General features: G+C 64.7%; 2 protein-coding genes. Both read left to right on the plus strand.

Going from position 1 to position 17,600, the window contains the following annotated elements; translation table 11 throughout:
* A partial coding sequence (locus GWE18_RS30510) for an AMP-binding protein (RefSeq protein ID WP_275189429.1) occupies nt 1-1,169 on the plus strand: 1,169 nt, incomplete at its 5' end.
* Nucleotides 1,162-17,592, plus strand: a complete 16,431-nt coding sequence (locus tag GWE18_RS30515; RefSeq protein ID WP_275189430.1) for a non-ribosomal peptide synthase/polyketide synthase — start codon at nt 1,162-1,164, stop codon at nt 17,590-17,592. The genes GWE18_RS30510 and GWE18_RS30515, both read left to right, overlap by 8 nt.
* Nucleotides 17,593-17,600: the final 8 nt, after the last annotated feature.

Below are 17,600 nucleotides of genomic sequence, written 5' to 3' on the forward strand. Positions count from 1 at the left end.
GCGTGGTGCTGGCGGATCGCGCGGCCGCGCATGATCCGTCCCGGCTCAAGGCCATGGTGGCCGCACAAGGCGTGACCCTGATCCAGGCGACGCCGTCGACCTGGCGGATGCTGCTCGATCATGACGGGCCATCGCTGCCGGCAAGCTGCCGCGTGCTGTGCGGCGGCGAGGCGCTGGCGCCGGATCTGGCCCGGCGGCTGGTGGCGCTGGCTGGAGAGGTCTGGAACCTGTATGGCCCGACCGAGACCACGGTGTGGTCGGCCCGCCATCGCCTGGATGCGCAGGACGACCGCCCGGTGCTGGGCGGCCCGATCAGCAACACCACGCTGCACATCCTCGACAACGATCTCAATTTGGCGCCGGTCGGCGTGGCCGGCGAGCTCTACATCGGCGGCGCCGGTTTGGCGCGCGGCTACTGGCGGCGCGGCGCGCTGACGGCGGAACGCTTCATCCCCGACCCGTTCGGCATCTCGGGAGCGCGGCTCTACCGCACCGGCGACGTGGCGCGATGGCGCGCCGACGGCGTGATCGAATATATCGGCCGCTCCGACCACCAGGTGAAGATCCGCGGTTTTCGGATCGAGCTCGGCGAGATCGAGGCGCGGCTACTGGAGCAGGATGGCGTGCGCTCCGCAGTGGCGGTGGCGCGCGAGGTTGGCGCTGCCCGCCAGCTCGTCGGCTATGTCAGCGGCGAGGTGTCACTCGACGGCGCGGCGCTCAAGACGGCGCTGTCGTCGCTGCTGCCGGACTACATGGTGCCGGCGCGGATCGTGGTGCTGGACCGGCTGCCGCTGACGCCGAACGGCAAGATCGATCGCAAGGCGCTGCCGGCACCGGATCAGCTCGCAGCACTAGCTGAGCATGTGGCACCGCGCACGCCGGTCGAGACGGCGCTTGCTGCGATCTGGGCCGATCTGCTGCGCCAGCCCAAGGTCGGCGTCACCGACAATTTCTTCGAACTCGGTGGCGACTCTCTCACCGCCGTCCAACTCGTCAGCCGCATCAAGCGCGATCTCGGCCAAGATCTGCCGCTGAACCGCCTGTTCGAGATGACGACCATCGAAACGATGGCGGCGGCGCTCGCCCCGGAGAATCAGGTCGACAAGCGCAGCGACGACATCGCCGCGATGCTCGGCATGTTGAAGGAAGTCGAACTTTCCGATGAGTGATATCGCCACTACGCAGAAGCAGCAGCTTCGCGACATCTCACGGCGATTGATGCGCCTTGATTCGAACAAGCAGCATGCGTTCCTGACGCAGCTTGCGGCGAAGGGCGTTAATCTCGCCATGCTGCCGATTGCGCGACAGGAGCGAACACGGGCGCCGCTGTCCTTTGCGCAGTCGCGCCTGTGGTTCTTGTGGCGCATGGATCAGGGCAGCGCAGCCTACAACATTTCGGCGAGCGTGCGGATCCGAGGTAAACTTCGGCCGCAAGCGCTGCAACAGGCCTTCGATGCACTCGTCGCCCGTCACAGCGCGCTTCGCACGGTGTTTCGGCAAGAGGGCAAGGAAGCCGAACAGATTGTGCGCGACCCTCAACCGGTCGCGTTGCGGCATGTAACGCTCGATAGCGAAGACCGCGAACAGCAGGCGCATCTTCTGGCGCGACAGGAAGCATTACTGCCGTTCGATCTCGAAGCCGGCCCGCTGATGCGCGTCGCGTTGCTGAGGCTAGAAGAGGGCGACCATTTTCTTGTCGTGAGCCTGCATCACATCGTGGCCGACGGCTGGTCGATGGGGTTACTGGTCGACGAGTTCTGGCGCTTGTACGCGGCATTTGCTTGCGGCGAAGTGCCGGCGTTGCCGGAGCCTGATATCGAATATGCCGATTATGCCTGTTGGCAGCGGCTCTGGATGAGCGCGGTCGACGGCGAGCGTCAGGTCAACTACTGGACGATGCGGCTCGAAGCTCCCGCCGTGCTGCAGCTTCCGATCGATCGGGCGCGGCCGGCCGTTCCTGATCTCGCCGGATCAGCGCTTCGCATGGCGCTCGATCCGGCGCTCGCCGATGGCTTGCGTGCGTTGGCGCGGCGGCACCAGACGACGCTGTTCGTCGTCCTGCTGGCGAGCTTCAAGCTGCTGCTTTATCGCTACACCGGCCAGTCCGACATCTGCGTCGGCGTGCCGGTCGCCAATCGCCACCGCGACGAAACCCGCGGCGTGATCGGGTTGTTCGTCAACACCCAGGTGCTTCGCACAGAGATCGATGGACGCGCATCGATCGCGGACTTCATCGCGTCTGTCCATTCGGCCACGATCGAAGCGCAGGAGAACCAGGACCTTCCGTTCGAGCGATTGCTGGAGATCCTGCAGCCCAAGCGCAGCCTGAGCCAGAACCCACTGTTTCAGGTTCTCTACAACCACCAGCGCGGGGTGTCTGGCAATCCGCCCGAACGGACCGGCCTGCAGATCGAAAAGATCGACACTGAGGTCGACACCGTCAAGTTCGACTTGGCGCTCGACAGCCAAGAGGGACCGTCCGGCGATATCCGAGCGATCTTCACCTACGCGACGGCGTTGTTCGAGGCGGCGACGATCGAACGCCTTGCGTCGCATTGGGTCACGGTCCTGAAGACGATGGTTGGAGGCCGCGCGCAATCGATCGCCGGCATGGCGCTGCTTTCCGAGCAGGAACTGGCTACGGTACGCCAATGGAACGGCGTGGAGGCCGGGACAGCCGCACCGTTCACGCCGGTGCATCAAACGGTCGCTCGGCTGGTCGTGGAAACACCTGACGCCCCGGCGCTCATCTTCGGCGATGAAGTCATCTCTTATGCCGACCTTGACCGTCGCGCCAATCGGCTCGCGCATCGACTGATCCGCCATGGTGTCAGTCCTTCCGATCTGGTCGGTATCTCTGCGCGGCGCTCGCCGTCGCTTGTCGTAGCGCTGTTGGCCATATTGAAGACGGGGGCGGCCTATCTGCCGCTCGATCCCGAGCACCCCGCGAAGCGACAGGTCGGCACTATGCATGACGCCGGCGTACGTTTCGTGCTGCTTGATGCAGAAGGCTCGGCACTGACTGCGCTACCGTTCGGGATCGAAGCTGTTCCGCTCGGCGCGATCGATTCCGATCAGGAGCCGGAGAACGATCCGGGAATCGCGGTAGGACCGACAAGCCTTGCCTATGTCATCTACACCTCGGGCTCCACCGGCATCCCGAAGGGTGTCGCAGTCGAGCACGGGCCATTCGCGATGCATTGCGAGGTGACCGCCGAGCTCCACAACATGGACCGGCACTCCCGCGAACTGCACTTCCTGTCGTTTACCTTCGACGGCGCCCATGAGCGGCTCTGGACGGCGCTGACCTGCGGCGCCGCGCTCGTGATGCGCGACGAGAATCTGTGGTCGGCAGGACAGACGCTCCACATTCTGCGCCAGCAGCGCGTTACCAACGCGGGTTTTCCACCGGCTTATCTGCAACAGCTCGCCGACTTTGCGGCGTGGCGCGGCGATCCCCCGCCGGTCGGGCTTTATTCGTTCGGCGGTGAGGCGATGCCCAAGGCAGGCTTCGACAAAGTCAAGCGCGCACTCAAGCCGCGGACTTTGATCAACGGCTACGGACCGACCGAAACCGTGGTGACGCCGCTGGTCTGGAAGGTCGATGCCAGTGAAGAGATCGACGGCAATTATGCGCCGATCGGTCGTCCAGTAGGGCGCCGCTCGGCCTATATTCTGGACGGTGATCTGAACATCGTGCCGGTCGGCGTGACCGGCGAACTGTTCATCGGCGGCGAGGGACTGGCGCGCAGCTATTGGCGGCGCGCTGAACTGACCGCTGAGCGATTCATTCCCGATCCCTTCGGTGCCCCCGGCACGCGGCTATATCGCACGGGCGATCTGGCGAGATGGCGCTCCGATGGCGTGATCGAATATGTCGGCCGCTCCGATCATCAGGTGAAGATCCGCGGCTTCCGGATCGAGCTCGGCGAGATCGAGGCGTGGCTGATGCGCCAGCCCGGCGTGCGCTCGGCGGTCGTCGTTGCCCGCGAAGCTGGTGTCACCCGTCAACTGGTCGGCTATGTCGCCGGCCAGGGCGCGTTCGATGAAGCGGCAATGCGCGCGGCACTGTCGGACGAACTGCCTGACTATATGGTACCCGCCCGCATCGTGAAGCTTGAGCGGCTGCCGCTCACCGCACACGGCAAGGTGGATCGCGAAGCCCTGCCGGCGCCCGATATGCCGGCTGCGACGGCGGCGCATGTCGCGCCGCGTACCGCGACCGAGACGACGCTTGCCGCGATCTGGGCCGAGTTGCTTGGGCAACCGGTCATTGGCGTTGACGACAATTTCTTCGAGCTTGGCGGCGATTCCATCATCTCGCTGCAACTGGTCGGCCGCGCCCGTCAGGCGGGCCTGCTGATCGAACCGCGTGACGTTTTTCGGCACCAGACATTGCAGGAACTGGCGCGGGCCGCACGCAGCGAACGGAGGGTGGACGACGCCGCGCCTGAGAGAAATCTTGCAGGGAGCGAGCACCCGCTGTTGCCAATCCAGGCGCGGTTCTTCAGCGAGGATGCCGGCGAACGTCATCACTGGAACCAGGCCGCCCTGTTGATGCCGAAGTCGCGACTGGATTGGGGGATCGTGGAACGCGCTATCGCCGCCGTCGTCGCGCATCACGATGCCTTGCTTCTTCGTTTTGAGGAGGTCGATGGCGTCTGGCGGGCGACCTATGGTGCTACGCCTGCCGTTTCGGAGCTGCTGTGGATTCGAAGCGGCATCCGCGATGCAGCCGAGGTGACGGCAGTCGCTTCTGCAGCCCAGGCCAGCCTATCACTGGCAGGACCGTTGTTGCGTATCGTCGGCATGGACCTCGCCGACGGCAGCCAGCGGCTCTTCATCGTGGTGCATCATCTCGTTATCGATGGCGTGTCGTGGCGCGTACTGCTCGAAGATTTCGCGGCGGCTTACGAGCAGTTTCAGCAAGGCGCGGCGTCGATTGCGTTGGCGAGGAGCCAATCCTACGCATCGTGGGCCGCGCGATTGCAGACCTATGGCAGCACCGAGGAACTGTCTGCCGAGTTGCCCTATTGGCTCGAGCGGGGATCGCGCGCCGATCTGCCGTGCGACGACGATCACGGCGGTGTCGACCGAGTTGCCGAGGGCGAGGAGATCCTCCTCGCATTCGATACTGGATTGACCGCGCGGCTGCTCAAGGAAGCGCCGTCTGCTTACCGGACCCAGGTCAACGATCTGCTGCTGGCGGCACTGGCGCGGGCGGTATCGCGCTGGAGTGGAATTGAGGACGTTGTCGTCGAACTTGAGGGGCACGGCCGCGAAGATATTTTCTCCAGTGTAGACATCTCCCGCACGGTGGGCTGGTTCACCACTGCTTTTCCAGTACGCTTGCCGAATGGCGCCGGCGACGACGCTTTGCTGATCAAGTCCGTCAAGGAAGAGCTTCGGGCGATTCCCGCCCGCGGGCTAGGTTACGGCGTATTGCGCTATCTCGGCACCGAGGCGCATCGCCATGCGTTGGCTGGGCTTCCCGAGCCGCGTATCGTTTTCAACTATCTCGGCCAATTCGATTCCAGCGTGGGCGAGGGCACACCGTTCAAGGTCGCCCCCGAGAGTGCCGGGCCGACGCGCAGCGACAGCGCGCCGCTTGGCCGCTGGCTGAGCATCAATGGTCAGGTGCGGGAAGGCCAATTGCGGTTGTCGCTCAGCTATGGCCGCAGGCGCTACCGGCGGGAGACGATCGAACGCCTCGCGGCGCACTATGCGGCGGCTCTGAGAGAACTCGTCGACCACTGCACGGGCGGCGCCCGCGGCATGACGCCTTCGGATTTCGCATTGTCGGGGTTGAGTCAGGCCGATCTCGATCTGCTGGGTGCAACGATCGATTGCCGCGAGATCGAAGACATTTATCTGCTGTCGCCGATGCAGCAGGGCATGCTGTTCCATGCGCTGCGCGATGGAGAAAGCGGCAACTATGTCAACCAGGTCGGCCTCGAAGTGCGCGGTCTCGACGCCGGCAGGTTGCGCGCGGCCTGGCATGAGGTAAGCGCGCGCCACGCGGTTCTGCGAACGGGCTTTGCCTGGCGCGAACTATCGGGCGCGGCGCAGCAAGTCGTGTATCGCCATGTGACGCTGCCATTCGTGGAAGAAGACTGGCGCGAGCAGGCCGCAGCCATGGACCGCGGCGAACTCGAGGCGGCGCTGGCGCGCGCGTCACTGGCCGAGCGTGCCCGGGGATTCGACCTGTCGCAGGCGCCGTTGCAACGTGTGCGGCTGATCCGGCTTGATCAAAGCCGTCACTGGCTGATCTGGACGCATCATCATATCCTGCTGGATGGCTGGAGCTCGACGCGTCTTGTGGCCGAGATACTGCAGCATGAACGCGGCAACCGGTTGCCCGCCGTACAGGGCCGCTACCGCGACTACATCGGTTGGCTGCAAAGACAGGACCGCGATGCGTCGGCAGCTTTCTGGCGTTCGGCATTGGCGGAGCTGGAAGAGCCGGGCTTTCTCGCGGGTACCGTGGGAGAACCTGCGGCGACCGGTGTGTCCGGCCATGGTTCGTTCGACCTGCTTCTCAATGCGGATCTGACTGCGAAACTGCAGGCGTTTGCCAAGCGTGAGCGCGTCACTCTGAACACGCTGTTGCAGGGTGCGTGGGCACAACTGTTGCGTCGTCATACCGGCCAGCGTGTTGTCTGCTTTGGGGCAACAGTGTCAGGCAGGCCCGCTGAGATCAGCGGGTCCGAGGACATGGTCGGCCTGTTCATCAACACCTTGCCGGTCGTGGATCAGGCAGGCCCGCAAACCGATGTTGGTGCGTGGCTTCGCGACCTGCAGGAGCGCAACATCGATTTGCGCGATCACGGCTGGATGCCGCTCTACGAAATCCAGCGTCTCGCCGGCCGATCCGGCCGGCCGCTGTTCGACAACATCCTGGTGTTCGAGAATTATCCGATCGATCAGGCGTTGCGCGGTGAAAACGAAAGCGGCCGCCGCTTTGGGCGGGTCGAGCAGGTCTCGATCACCAACTACGCGCTGACGGTGGCGGTATTCGCCAAGACCGACGGCATCAATCTCGGCTTCCGCTATGACCGCGGCCGGTTCGATGAGGACCAGATAAGGTATCTGCAGGCCTGCCTGTCGCGGCTGCTTGCCGAGATCGTGGCGGACGCTTCAAGACCGCTTGGTGAACTCAGCGGCCTCGACGCCGATGAGACGCGGAAGGTGCTCGGCTGGAGCGGCGGCTTCGCCAGGGCTCCACATTTCGGCAACAGCATCGTCGCCAGGATCGAGGCGTGCGCCGCAGCTTCGCCGTCCGCCGTTGCGTTGGTGTTCGGCGACCAGCAGGTTGGCTATGGCGATCTGAACGCACGCGCCAATCGTCTGGCTCGAAGGTTACAGGGGCACGGCATCGGGCGCGACCGGCTGGTCGGCCTCGCGCTGGAGCGCAGCGTTGAGCTGATTGTCGGTGTGCTCGCCGTGCTGAAGGCAGGCGGCGCCTATCTGCCCCTCGATCCCGATTATCCGCCGGACCGCCTTCTGCATATGCTGCGCGACAGCGGAGCAACTCTTGTTTTGACGCAGGGCCGGCTGCTGGAACGCCTCGCGCCTGTGATTGCGGGAGCGGCCGTCGAGGCCTGGACCATCGAAGCAGAGGGTGAGGCTCAAACGGAGGAGACGGCCCGCAATCTCGACGTGTCGCTGCATCCGGACGGCCTGGCCTATGTGATGTACACGTCGGGATCGACGGGCATGCCCAAGGGCGTGACCTGCTCGCATGGCGCCCTGGCCGCGCGGCTTGGCTGGATGCAGGCGGAATATCGCCTCGATGCCGGCGAGACGTTGCTGCACAAGACGCCGTTCAGCTTCGACGTCTCGGTCTGGGAAATCCTGTGGCCGCTCTCGACCGGCGCACGGCTGGCGATTGCAGCGCCCGGCGCGCATCGCGAACCGCGGCTTCTGATTGATGCCATCATCGCCCATGACGTGACGACGCTGCACTTCGTGCCGCAGATGCTCGAACACTTTGTTGCCGAGCCCCAAGCGGCGCGCTGTGTAGCGCTCAAGCGCCTGTTTGCAGGCGGCGAAGCCTTGTCGGCGGAGTTGAAGGCGCGTGTGCTCGCAGCCTTCCCCAATGTGCGTTTCGACAATCGCTACGGTCCAACCGAAGCACTGATCAACGCTACGTTCTGGAACTGTCGCGACGATGGTGCAGCGCGGGTGCCGATCGGGCGGCCGATTCCGGGGACTGCAGTTCGTATCCTCGATGCTGACCTGAACATGGTCCCGGCCGGCGTGACGGGTGAGTTGTTCATAGGCGGAGAGGGGTTGGCGCGCGGCTACTGGCGGCGCGAGAAACTGACAGCGGAACGGTTCATTCCCGATCCCTTCGGCGGCCCTGGCAAGCGGCTCTATCGATCCGGAGATCTGGCGCGCTGGCGCGCCGACGGCGCGATCGAATATGTCGGGCGCTCCGATCATCAAATAAAAATTCGCGGCTTCCGCATCGAACTCGGAGAGATCGAGGCGCGCCTGCTCGAGCAACCTGGCGTCCGCTCCGCGGTGGTGGTGGCGCGCGAGGTGGGAGCCGGCCGTCAGCTCATCGGTTACGTCAGTGGGGCGGCTGAGCTCGACGAGGCGGCCCTCCGAACCGCGCTGTCGTCGGTTCTGCCTGACTACATGGTGCCGTCACGGATCGCGGTGCTGGCGCGGCTGCCGCTGGCGCCGAACGGCAAGGTCGATCGCCAGGCGCTCCCGGCGCCTGACGCGGCGTACACCGACGCGGAGTATCAGGCGCCGCGCACGCCGGCCGAGGTGGCGTTCGCGGCAATCTGGGTTGAACTGCTCGGCCGGTCTGCCGTCGGTCTTGCGGATAATTTCTTCGAACTCGGCGGCGATTCGATCATCTCGTTGCAGATGGTGAGCCGGGCCCGCCGCGCCGGTTACCTGATCGAACCGCGGGATGTGTTCCAGCATCAGACGCTCGAAGCGCTGGCGCTCGCGGCGCGCACGGAGCAGCGCAGCGAAGCGCTCGCCTATCAGGGGCAGTTCACTGGCCCGCATTCATTGCTGCCGATCCAGGTTCGGTTCTTTGCGGAGGACGCGGGAAAGCGCGATCACTGGAATCAGGCCGTGCTGTTGCGGCCGAGAGACCGGCTCGATTGGGAAATAATGAGGCGTGCGCTCGCGGCCGTGGTTGATCATCATGACGCGCTGCGGCTTCGCTTCGAAGAAGGTGACGGAACGTGGCGTACGGCACACGGTGCTGCACCGGCCGCCGCTGATTTGCTTTGGGTCCGAAGCGCGGCTGACGGGGAAGCCGCAACAGCACTTGCCTCGTCCGCGCAGGCGAGCCTGTCGATATCCAGGGGACCGTTGCTGCGCGCGGTTGGCATCGATGTCGCCGATGGCACTCAGCGGTTCCTGATCGTGATCCATCATCTGGTTGTCGACGGCGTGTCATGGCGGATACTGCTGGAAGACGTGGCCGCCGCGTATGCGCAACTTGCGAGGGGCGACGCGACGATTGCACTTCCGCCGAAGAGCCATGCCTATGCATTGTGGGGCGAACGGCTGCATGCCTATGCAGGGTCGCCCGAGTTGGCGACCGAACTGACCTATTGGCTCGATCGCCGTTCAAATACGGATATTCCCTGCGATGGCGATCATGGCGGCGCCGATCATGTTGCCGATGCCGATGAAGTCTTGCTCTCGTTCGAACGGGAATGGACGCAGCACCTGCTGACGGACGCTCCGTCCGCCTACCGTACGCAGATCAACGATCTTCTTCTCGCAGGCCTTGCGCGTGCCGTCTGGCAATGGAGCGGACAGGATGATGTACTGATCGAACTGGAGGGCCACGGCCGGGAGGACCTGTTCGGCGATCTCGATACTTCGCGCACGGTCGGCTGGTTCACGACGGCGTTTCCCGTGCGGCTGGCTGGCGGATCGCAAGATCCGTCGTCCTTGATCAAGACCGTGAAGGAGGAGCTTCGCGGCATTCCCGGCCGTGGGCTGGGTTATGGCGTTTTGCGATATCTCGGCTCTGAAGAGCAGCGCGCGGCGCTGTCTGACGTTGCCGAGCCGAAGATTGCCTTCAATTATCTCGGCCAGATCGACGGTGGCGCCAACGAGGCGGCCTTGTTCGCCATGGCGCCGGAAAGCGCGGGCGCCTCGCGTGATGCATCGAGTCCGTTGCGGCGCTGGCTAAGCGTGAACGGCACGGTGCGCGAGGGCCGGTTACGGCTCTCATTCGGCTTCGGTCGCAAGCGCTATCGGCGCGAGACGATCCAGCGACTGGCGGCGTTGTACGAGGCGGCGCTGCGCGAGCTGGTCGATCACTGCACCAGCGGTGCCTGCGGACTGACGCCATCGGATGTGGCACTGTCGGGCCTTGGCCAGGCTGACCTCGACCGGCTGGGGCCCGATTGGCGAGAGATTGAGGACATCTATCCTCTGTCACCGATGCAGCAGGGCATGCTGTTCCATGCGATGCACGACGGAGAGAGTGGACTTTACGTCAACCAGGTCGCTGCGGAAGTGAGCGGCGTCGATGCCGGTAAGCTCCGTCGCGCCTGGCAGGCGGTCAGCGATCGCCATGCGGTGCTGAGAACCGGCTTTGTCTGGCGCGATCTCTCAGGTTCGCCGCAACAGATCGTCTATCGTCGTGCCGAAGTGCCGTTTGTCGAAGAGGACTGGCGTGCGCGGGCTGCAGCATGGAAGCAGCCCCAGTTAGAGGCCGCGCTGGCCGATGTTTCGCGGCGCGAGCGGGTCGAAGGGTTTGACCTGTCGAAGCCGCCCTTGCAGCGGGTGCGGCTGATCCGATTGGGCGAAGATCGCCATTGGCTGATCTGGACGCACCATCACATCCTGCTCGACGGATGGAGTTCGGCGCGGTTGATCGCCGAGGTGATGCAACATGACGGCGAAGGCCGGCTGCCGGCATTGCAGCACCCCTATCGCGACTATATCGCGTGGCTGCAGAGCCGGGACAGCGACGCGTCGGCGGCGTTCTGGCGCAATGCGATGGCGAAGCTGGATGAACCGAGCTTCCTGGCAGGAGGTACGACCGAACACGCAGACGCGGAATCGTCCGGCCACGGCATGCTCGCGCTGGAGCTGGACCCTGCACTGACCGGACGGCTGCAACAATTTGCGGCGCGCGAACGTGTCACGCTGAACACGCTGGTGCAGGCCGCATGGGCGCAACTGCTGCGCCAGCATACCGGGCAAAGCACGGTTTGCTTCGGCGTCACGGTATCCGGCAGGCCGCCGGAGCTGGCCGGCGCCGAAGAGATGGTGGGCTTGTTCATCAACACATTGCCGGTCATCGACGATGTCGGTCCGCAACAGAAAATCGGCGCATGGCTGCGGGAGCTGCAGGACCGTAACCTCACCTTGCGCGAATTCGGCTGGACGCCGCTCTATGAAATCCAGCGCCTGGCGGGGCGTCCGGGAAGGCCACTGTTCGACAGCATTCTGGTGTTTGAGAATTATCCGGTTGACCACGCGCTGATGGGAAAGAATCGACAGATCAGGGTCGGCGAGACCAGGATCGTCGAGACTAGCAATTATCCGCTGTTCGCGAGCGTCGGCCTCGATGAGCGACTGCGGCTGGTCTTCAACTATCAGCGCAGGTATTTTGACGAGGCGCGGATCGCGCGGCTGCAGCGCGCCTTCATGCGGCTGATGGAGGCGTTGAGCGTCGATGCCGGTCGGCCGGTCGGCATGATCGCGGCCAGCGATCCGGCTGATGATGGGCTGCTCTCTCGGGCAAACAGCACGCGAAGCGATGAGCTGCTTCGCGGAATTGTCGAACAGTTCGAGACGCAGGTCGATCAATCTCCAGACGCTGTCGCGCTGATGTTTGGCGATGTGGAGCTGAGCTACGGCGCGTTGAACAGCCTGGCCAACCGGCTGGCGCGGCGGCTGCGCGATCGCGGTGTCGCAACCGACGTGGTGGTGGGGTTGGCGCTGGAGCGCGGCGTCGAGATGATGGTCGCACTGCTGGCTGTGCTGAAGGCGGGCGGGACGTATCTGCCGCTCGACCCGGATTACCCGCCCGAGCGGCTGGCGCACATGCTGCGCGACAGCGGCGCGGCACTGGTGCTGACGCAACGGACGCTGCTCGAGCAGTTCTCTCCGGTTCTCGAGGAAACCGGCGCCGCGGCGTGGCTGCTCGACGAGCAGGACGGCGGCGAGGGCGATGCCGGCAATCTTGGTATCGCCGTGCATCCCGAGAGCCTCGCCTATGTGATCTACACCTCAGGCTCGACCGGCCGGCCCAAGGGCGTGATGGTCCGCCACGACGCGGTGACGAATTTTTTGGCGACGATGGCGGAGCGGCCGGGCCTCACGGCCAGGGATCGCGTGCTCGGCCTGACCTCGTTGTCCTTTGACATCGCGGTGCTGGAGCTGTGGCTGCCGCTGATTAAGGGGGCACGCGTGGTGCTGGCGGATCGCGCGGCCGCGCATGATCCGTCCCGGCTCAAGGCCATGGTGGCCGCACAAGGCGTGACCCTGATCCAGGCGACGCCGTCGACCTGGCGGATGCTGCTCGATCATGACGGCCCCTCGCTGCCGGCAAGCTGCCGCGTGCTGTGCGGCGGCGAGGCGCTGACGCCGGATCTGGCGCGGCGGCTGGTGGCGCAGGCTGGAGAGGTCTGGAACCTGTACGGTCCGACCGAGACCACGGTGTGGTCGGCCCGCCATCGCCTGGATGCAGAGGACGACCGCCCGGTGCTGGGCGGCCCGATCGGCAACACCACGCTGCACATCCTCGACAACGATCTCAATTTGGCGCCGGTCGGCGTGGCCGGTGAGCTCTACATCGGCGGCGCCGGTTTGGCGCGGGGCTACTGGCGGCGCGGCGCGCTGACGGCGGAACGCTTCATCCCCGACCCGTTCGGCACCTCGGGAGCGCGGCTCTACCGCACCGGCGACGTGGCGCGATGGCGCGCCGATGGCGTGATCGAATATATCGGCCGCTCCGACCACCAGGTGAAGATCCGCGGGTTTCGGATCGAGCTCGGCGAGATCGAGGCGCGGCTACTGGAGCAGGATGGCGTGCGCTCCGCAGTGGCGGTGGCGCGCGAGGTTGGCGCTGCCCGCCAGCTCGTCGGCTATGTCAGCGGCGAGGTGTCACTCGACGGCGCGGCGCTCAAGACGGCGCTGTCGTCGCTGCTGCCGGACTACATGGTGCCGGCGCGGATCGTGGTGCTGGACCGGCTGCCGCTGACGCCGAACGGCAAGATCGATCGCAAGGCGCTGCCGGCACCGGATCAGCTCGCAGCACTAGCTGAGCATGTCGCACCGCGCACACCGGTCGAGACGGCACTCGCAGCGATCTGGGCCGATCTGCTGCGCCAGCCCAAGGTCGGCGTCACCGACAACTTCTTCGAACTCGGTGGCGACTCGATCATCTCGCTACAGATGGTCAGCCGCGCGCGCCGCGAAGGCGTGTTGATCGAGCCGCGCGACGTCTTCCGGCACCAGACGATTGAAGCGCTGGCGGCATTGTCCCGCGACGTCAGCCCGGGCAAGAATACGCCGGCATCAGCGCGCGGCGCGCTCTCGGGTCTGACCAGCGAACAGCTCGCGCGGCTTGATCTCGACTGGAACCGTATCGAGGACATCTACCCGCTGTCGCCGATGCAGCAGGGCATGCTGTTCCACAGCCTGCGCGATGCCGGCAGCGGCGTTTACGTCAATCAGGTCAGCGTGGAAATCCGTGGGCTTGACGCTGAACGCTTCGGGCGAGCATGGCGCGAGGTGAGCGCACGCCATCAGATGCTTCGGACCGGCTTCCTGTGGCGCGAGCTTGCCGGGTCTCCGCTGCAGGCCGTCTATCGCGACGGCGCCGCGCCGTTCGAGCAGGAAGACTGGCGCGGGCAAGCCATCGACGACGAACGGATCGCAGTGGCGCTTGCGGGCGAACGCGCCGCAGAGTTCGATCTCTCCACGCCACCGTTGCAACGTGTGCGGCTGCTGCGTCTCGAGGACGATCTCTATCGGCTGATCTGGACCTATCATCACATCCTGATGGACGGATGGAGTTCGGCCAGGTTCGTCGCGGAAGTTCTGGAGTGCTATTACGGTGGCACGCCTGCGCCGAACCCGACGCGCTATCGCGACTACATCGCCTGGCTTCTGGCGCAGGATGCCCAGGCGGCTGAAAGTTTCTGGCGTGAACAACTCAAGGCCTTCGACGAGCCGACGCAATTGGCCGACGCCTTCGGCTCGCGCCGTCATCAGGCATCCGGCCATGAGCGCTGCTACACCCGGCTCGGAGAGAAGGCGACCGCGGAGCTGAAAGCATTCGCGCGCCATGAGCGGATCACGCTCAACACCATCGTCCAGGGCGTATGGGCGCTGCTGCTGCAACGCTATACCGGCCAGCAGACCGTGACGTTTGGAGTTACGGTTGCCGGACGCCCGGCCAGCCTCGACGGATCGCAGCAGATGCTCGGGCTCTTCATCAACACGCTGCCTGTGATCGAAACGCTGCCGTCCGCCAGCACAGTTGGGGAATGGCTGCGCGCGCTTCAGGACCGCAATTCGGCGATCAGGGATTACGAGCATACGCCGCTCTACGATATCCAGAGCTGGGCCGGCCGCGCCGGTCAGACCATGTTCGACAGCATCATCGTGTTCGAGAACTATCCGATCGACCGCAGCATGCACCGCCGCGACGGTTCGCTGCAGTTCGGCGGCCTTAGGAATGTCGACGTAACGAACTATCCGATGGACCTGTCGGTGCTCGTCGAGGACACGCTTCAGATCGAATACACTTATATGCCGAGCCATTTCACGGCGGCGCAGGCGGCGCAGATCAAGGGACAGTTCGAGCATCTGTTGGCCACGCTGACGCGGGACGCATCGGTGGTGCTTGGCGGCATCGATCCGGTCACGGCGGTCGACGCCGGTCTCGCCGAAAATTGCAATCGTCACGCGACGTCAGCCGTCCCCCTGCCACTGGTACATGAGGCGATCAGCGCTCATGCGAAGCGTCATCCGGAGCGGACGGCGCTTACCATCGGCGGCAAGGTGCTCTCGTTCGGAGCGCTCGACGCGAGGGCCAACCGTCTTGCCCATCACCTGATCTCCCGCGGGCTCAAGCCCGAGCAGCGCGTCGGTGTCGTGGTCGAACGAACCGAAGTCACGATGGTTGCGCTGCTGGCGGTCCTGAAGGCGGGCGGGGCATACGTTCCGCTCGATCCGGAGCTTCCGCCCGAACGGCGTGCGTTTGTCATGTGCGATGCGGGGATCTCTTTCCTGCTGACGGGGGAGCTCAATGTTGAAGAGGAGTTGGATAGCGTCGAAAAGATTTCTCTTTCTACATTTGATTTCGACGTAGGACCGAACCATGCGCCGCGGCCGAATCTGCATCCCAAAAACCTCATTTATCTGATCTACACGTCCGGTTCGACGGGGACGCCAAAAGGCGTGGCGGTCGCCCATGGGCCGCTCGCCATGCACTGTCACGTCACGGGCAGCCTTTACGAGATCGACGAGAGCTCCTGCGAACTGCATTTCCTGTCGCTGGCCTTCGATGGCGCGCATGAACGCTGGTTGACGGTACTGTCGCATGGCGCGCGCCTATTGATGCGAGACACTGAGGTGTGGACACCGGAGCAGACAGTCGAAAACCTGCACGCCCATCGTGTCAGCCATATCGGATTGCCGCCGGCCTATCTGCAGCAGGTTGCGGAGTCCGTCGAGCAGGTGGGCAATCCGCCGCCGGTCAAGCTATACTCGTTCGGTGGCGAGGCGATGCCGAAGGCGGGATTCGACAAGGTCAGGCGTGTCCTGAAGCCGCGTATCCTGATAAATGGCTATGGCCCGACGGAAACCGTCGTCACGCCGCTGGTCTGGAAGGTCGACGGCGCCTCCGAATGCGACACGCCGTACGCGCCGATCGGTTTGCCGGTCGGCGACCGCCGCGCCTACATTCTCGATAGTTCGCTCAATATCATTCCCGCTGGTGTCGCAGGCGAACTCTATCTTGGAGGATTTGGGCTGGCGCGCGGCTATCACGGCAAGGCGGGCATGACAGCCGAGCGTTTCGTGCCTGATCCATTCTCTGCGGTGCCGGGGGGCCGGCTATACCGGACCGGTGACCTCGCGCGATGGCGCGAAGACGGCACGGTCGAATATCTCGGCCGCAGCGACGATCAGGTCAAAGTCAACGGCTTCCGGATTGAGCTTGGAGAAATCCAGACCTCTCTGCTTCGTCACGAGGAGATAGAGCAGGCGGCCGTGGTGGCGCTGCCGGGTGCGGCGGGGAGCCAGCTCGTTGCCTATGTCGCGCCGAAGGCGGCAAAGGACGCATCGGGAGCTGCAGCCGAGGCTTTGGTCGAGAGATTGATCGGCTTCTTGAAGCAGACGCTGCCGGTTTACATGGTGCCTGCCCGGATCATGGTGCTTGAGCGACTGCCGGTATTGTCGAGCGGCAAGATTGACCGGCGTGCGCTGCCGGCTCCCGAATCGGCCGGACGAAGCTTCGTGGCCCCGCAAGGACCTGCGGAAACCGCGATGGCGCGGCTGTGGGCCGACATCCTCAAGCTGCCGCAGGTCGGCGTCACCGATAATTTCTTCGAGCTCGGCGGCAATTCGATCCTTAGCCTCAAGGTCGTGGCCCGGCTCCGGCAGGACAAGACCTACGGCATCGAGATCAAGCTTCGCGATCTCCTGCAGAAGCCGACGATCCGCGCGCTGCTCGCGAACACTGGCGCCGCGGCTCCCACCGCTGCGTCGGCGCCATCAGCGCTGCTGCCGCTGAACGCCGTGGTTCGTGGCGTGCATCCGGTGTTCTGCGTGCATGGCGGCTTCGGCACCGTCTTCGACTACGGGCCGCTGGCGCGCCGCCTCGAAGGACGCCGGCAGGTGATCGGGCTGCAGTCCAGGATGCTTGTCGATAGTTCGTGGAGCGACCGGTCGCTCGAGGCAATGGCCGCGGACTATGCGAACGAGATCAGGCAGGTGCAGCCGCGCGGTCCCTACAGCCTGGTTGGCTGGTCGCTCGGCGGTCTTCTCGTCACCCTTGTTGCCGCCGAACTTGAACGCTGCGGTGAACGCGTGGATTGTCTCGCCATGGTCGATAGCTTCGTGCTGCGGCAACATGGCGGATCGAACCGCCAGGAAGCGACCGCCCACTGGACCGATGATCTCGCAGGATTGCTGTCGGCCGTTCTTCCGCACGCTGCGGTCGGCCGTATCCAGCCGCATGTCGAAGCAGCGAAGCGCGCTGACCTGCCGGAGACATCCAAGAATGTCCGGCATCTGATCAAACGGGTGTCAGAAGAAATGCAGGGAATTTCGCCAGATGACGCACTGCTTGGCGTCGACGACCTGGCAGGCGCCTTTGCGGTCGGCCGACACCTCAAGACGCTGACGCAGAACGCTACGCCGCCGCGCCGTCTTGCGGCCGTGCCGCTCTGCTGGTGGACGTCAGGCCGCCTGACGCAGCGCGATCGGCTGGAGACGCAACTGCCTGATGCCGTTGATCGCGGCGTGGTCGGGGACAACCATTTTACGATCCTGAAGGACGCCGGCTTGCTCGACGAAATCTGCGGTCTGCTCGTGCCGGAGACGGCTTCGCAGGACTCGGTTCCGGAACCGGCGGAGTGAGCAATTGC

Origin of the sequence: Bradyrhizobium sp. CSA112 (genome assembly GCF_029051645.1) — a bacterium.
Taxonomy (GTDB): Bacteria; Pseudomonadota; Alphaproteobacteria; order Rhizobiales; family Xanthobacteraceae; genus Bradyrhizobium.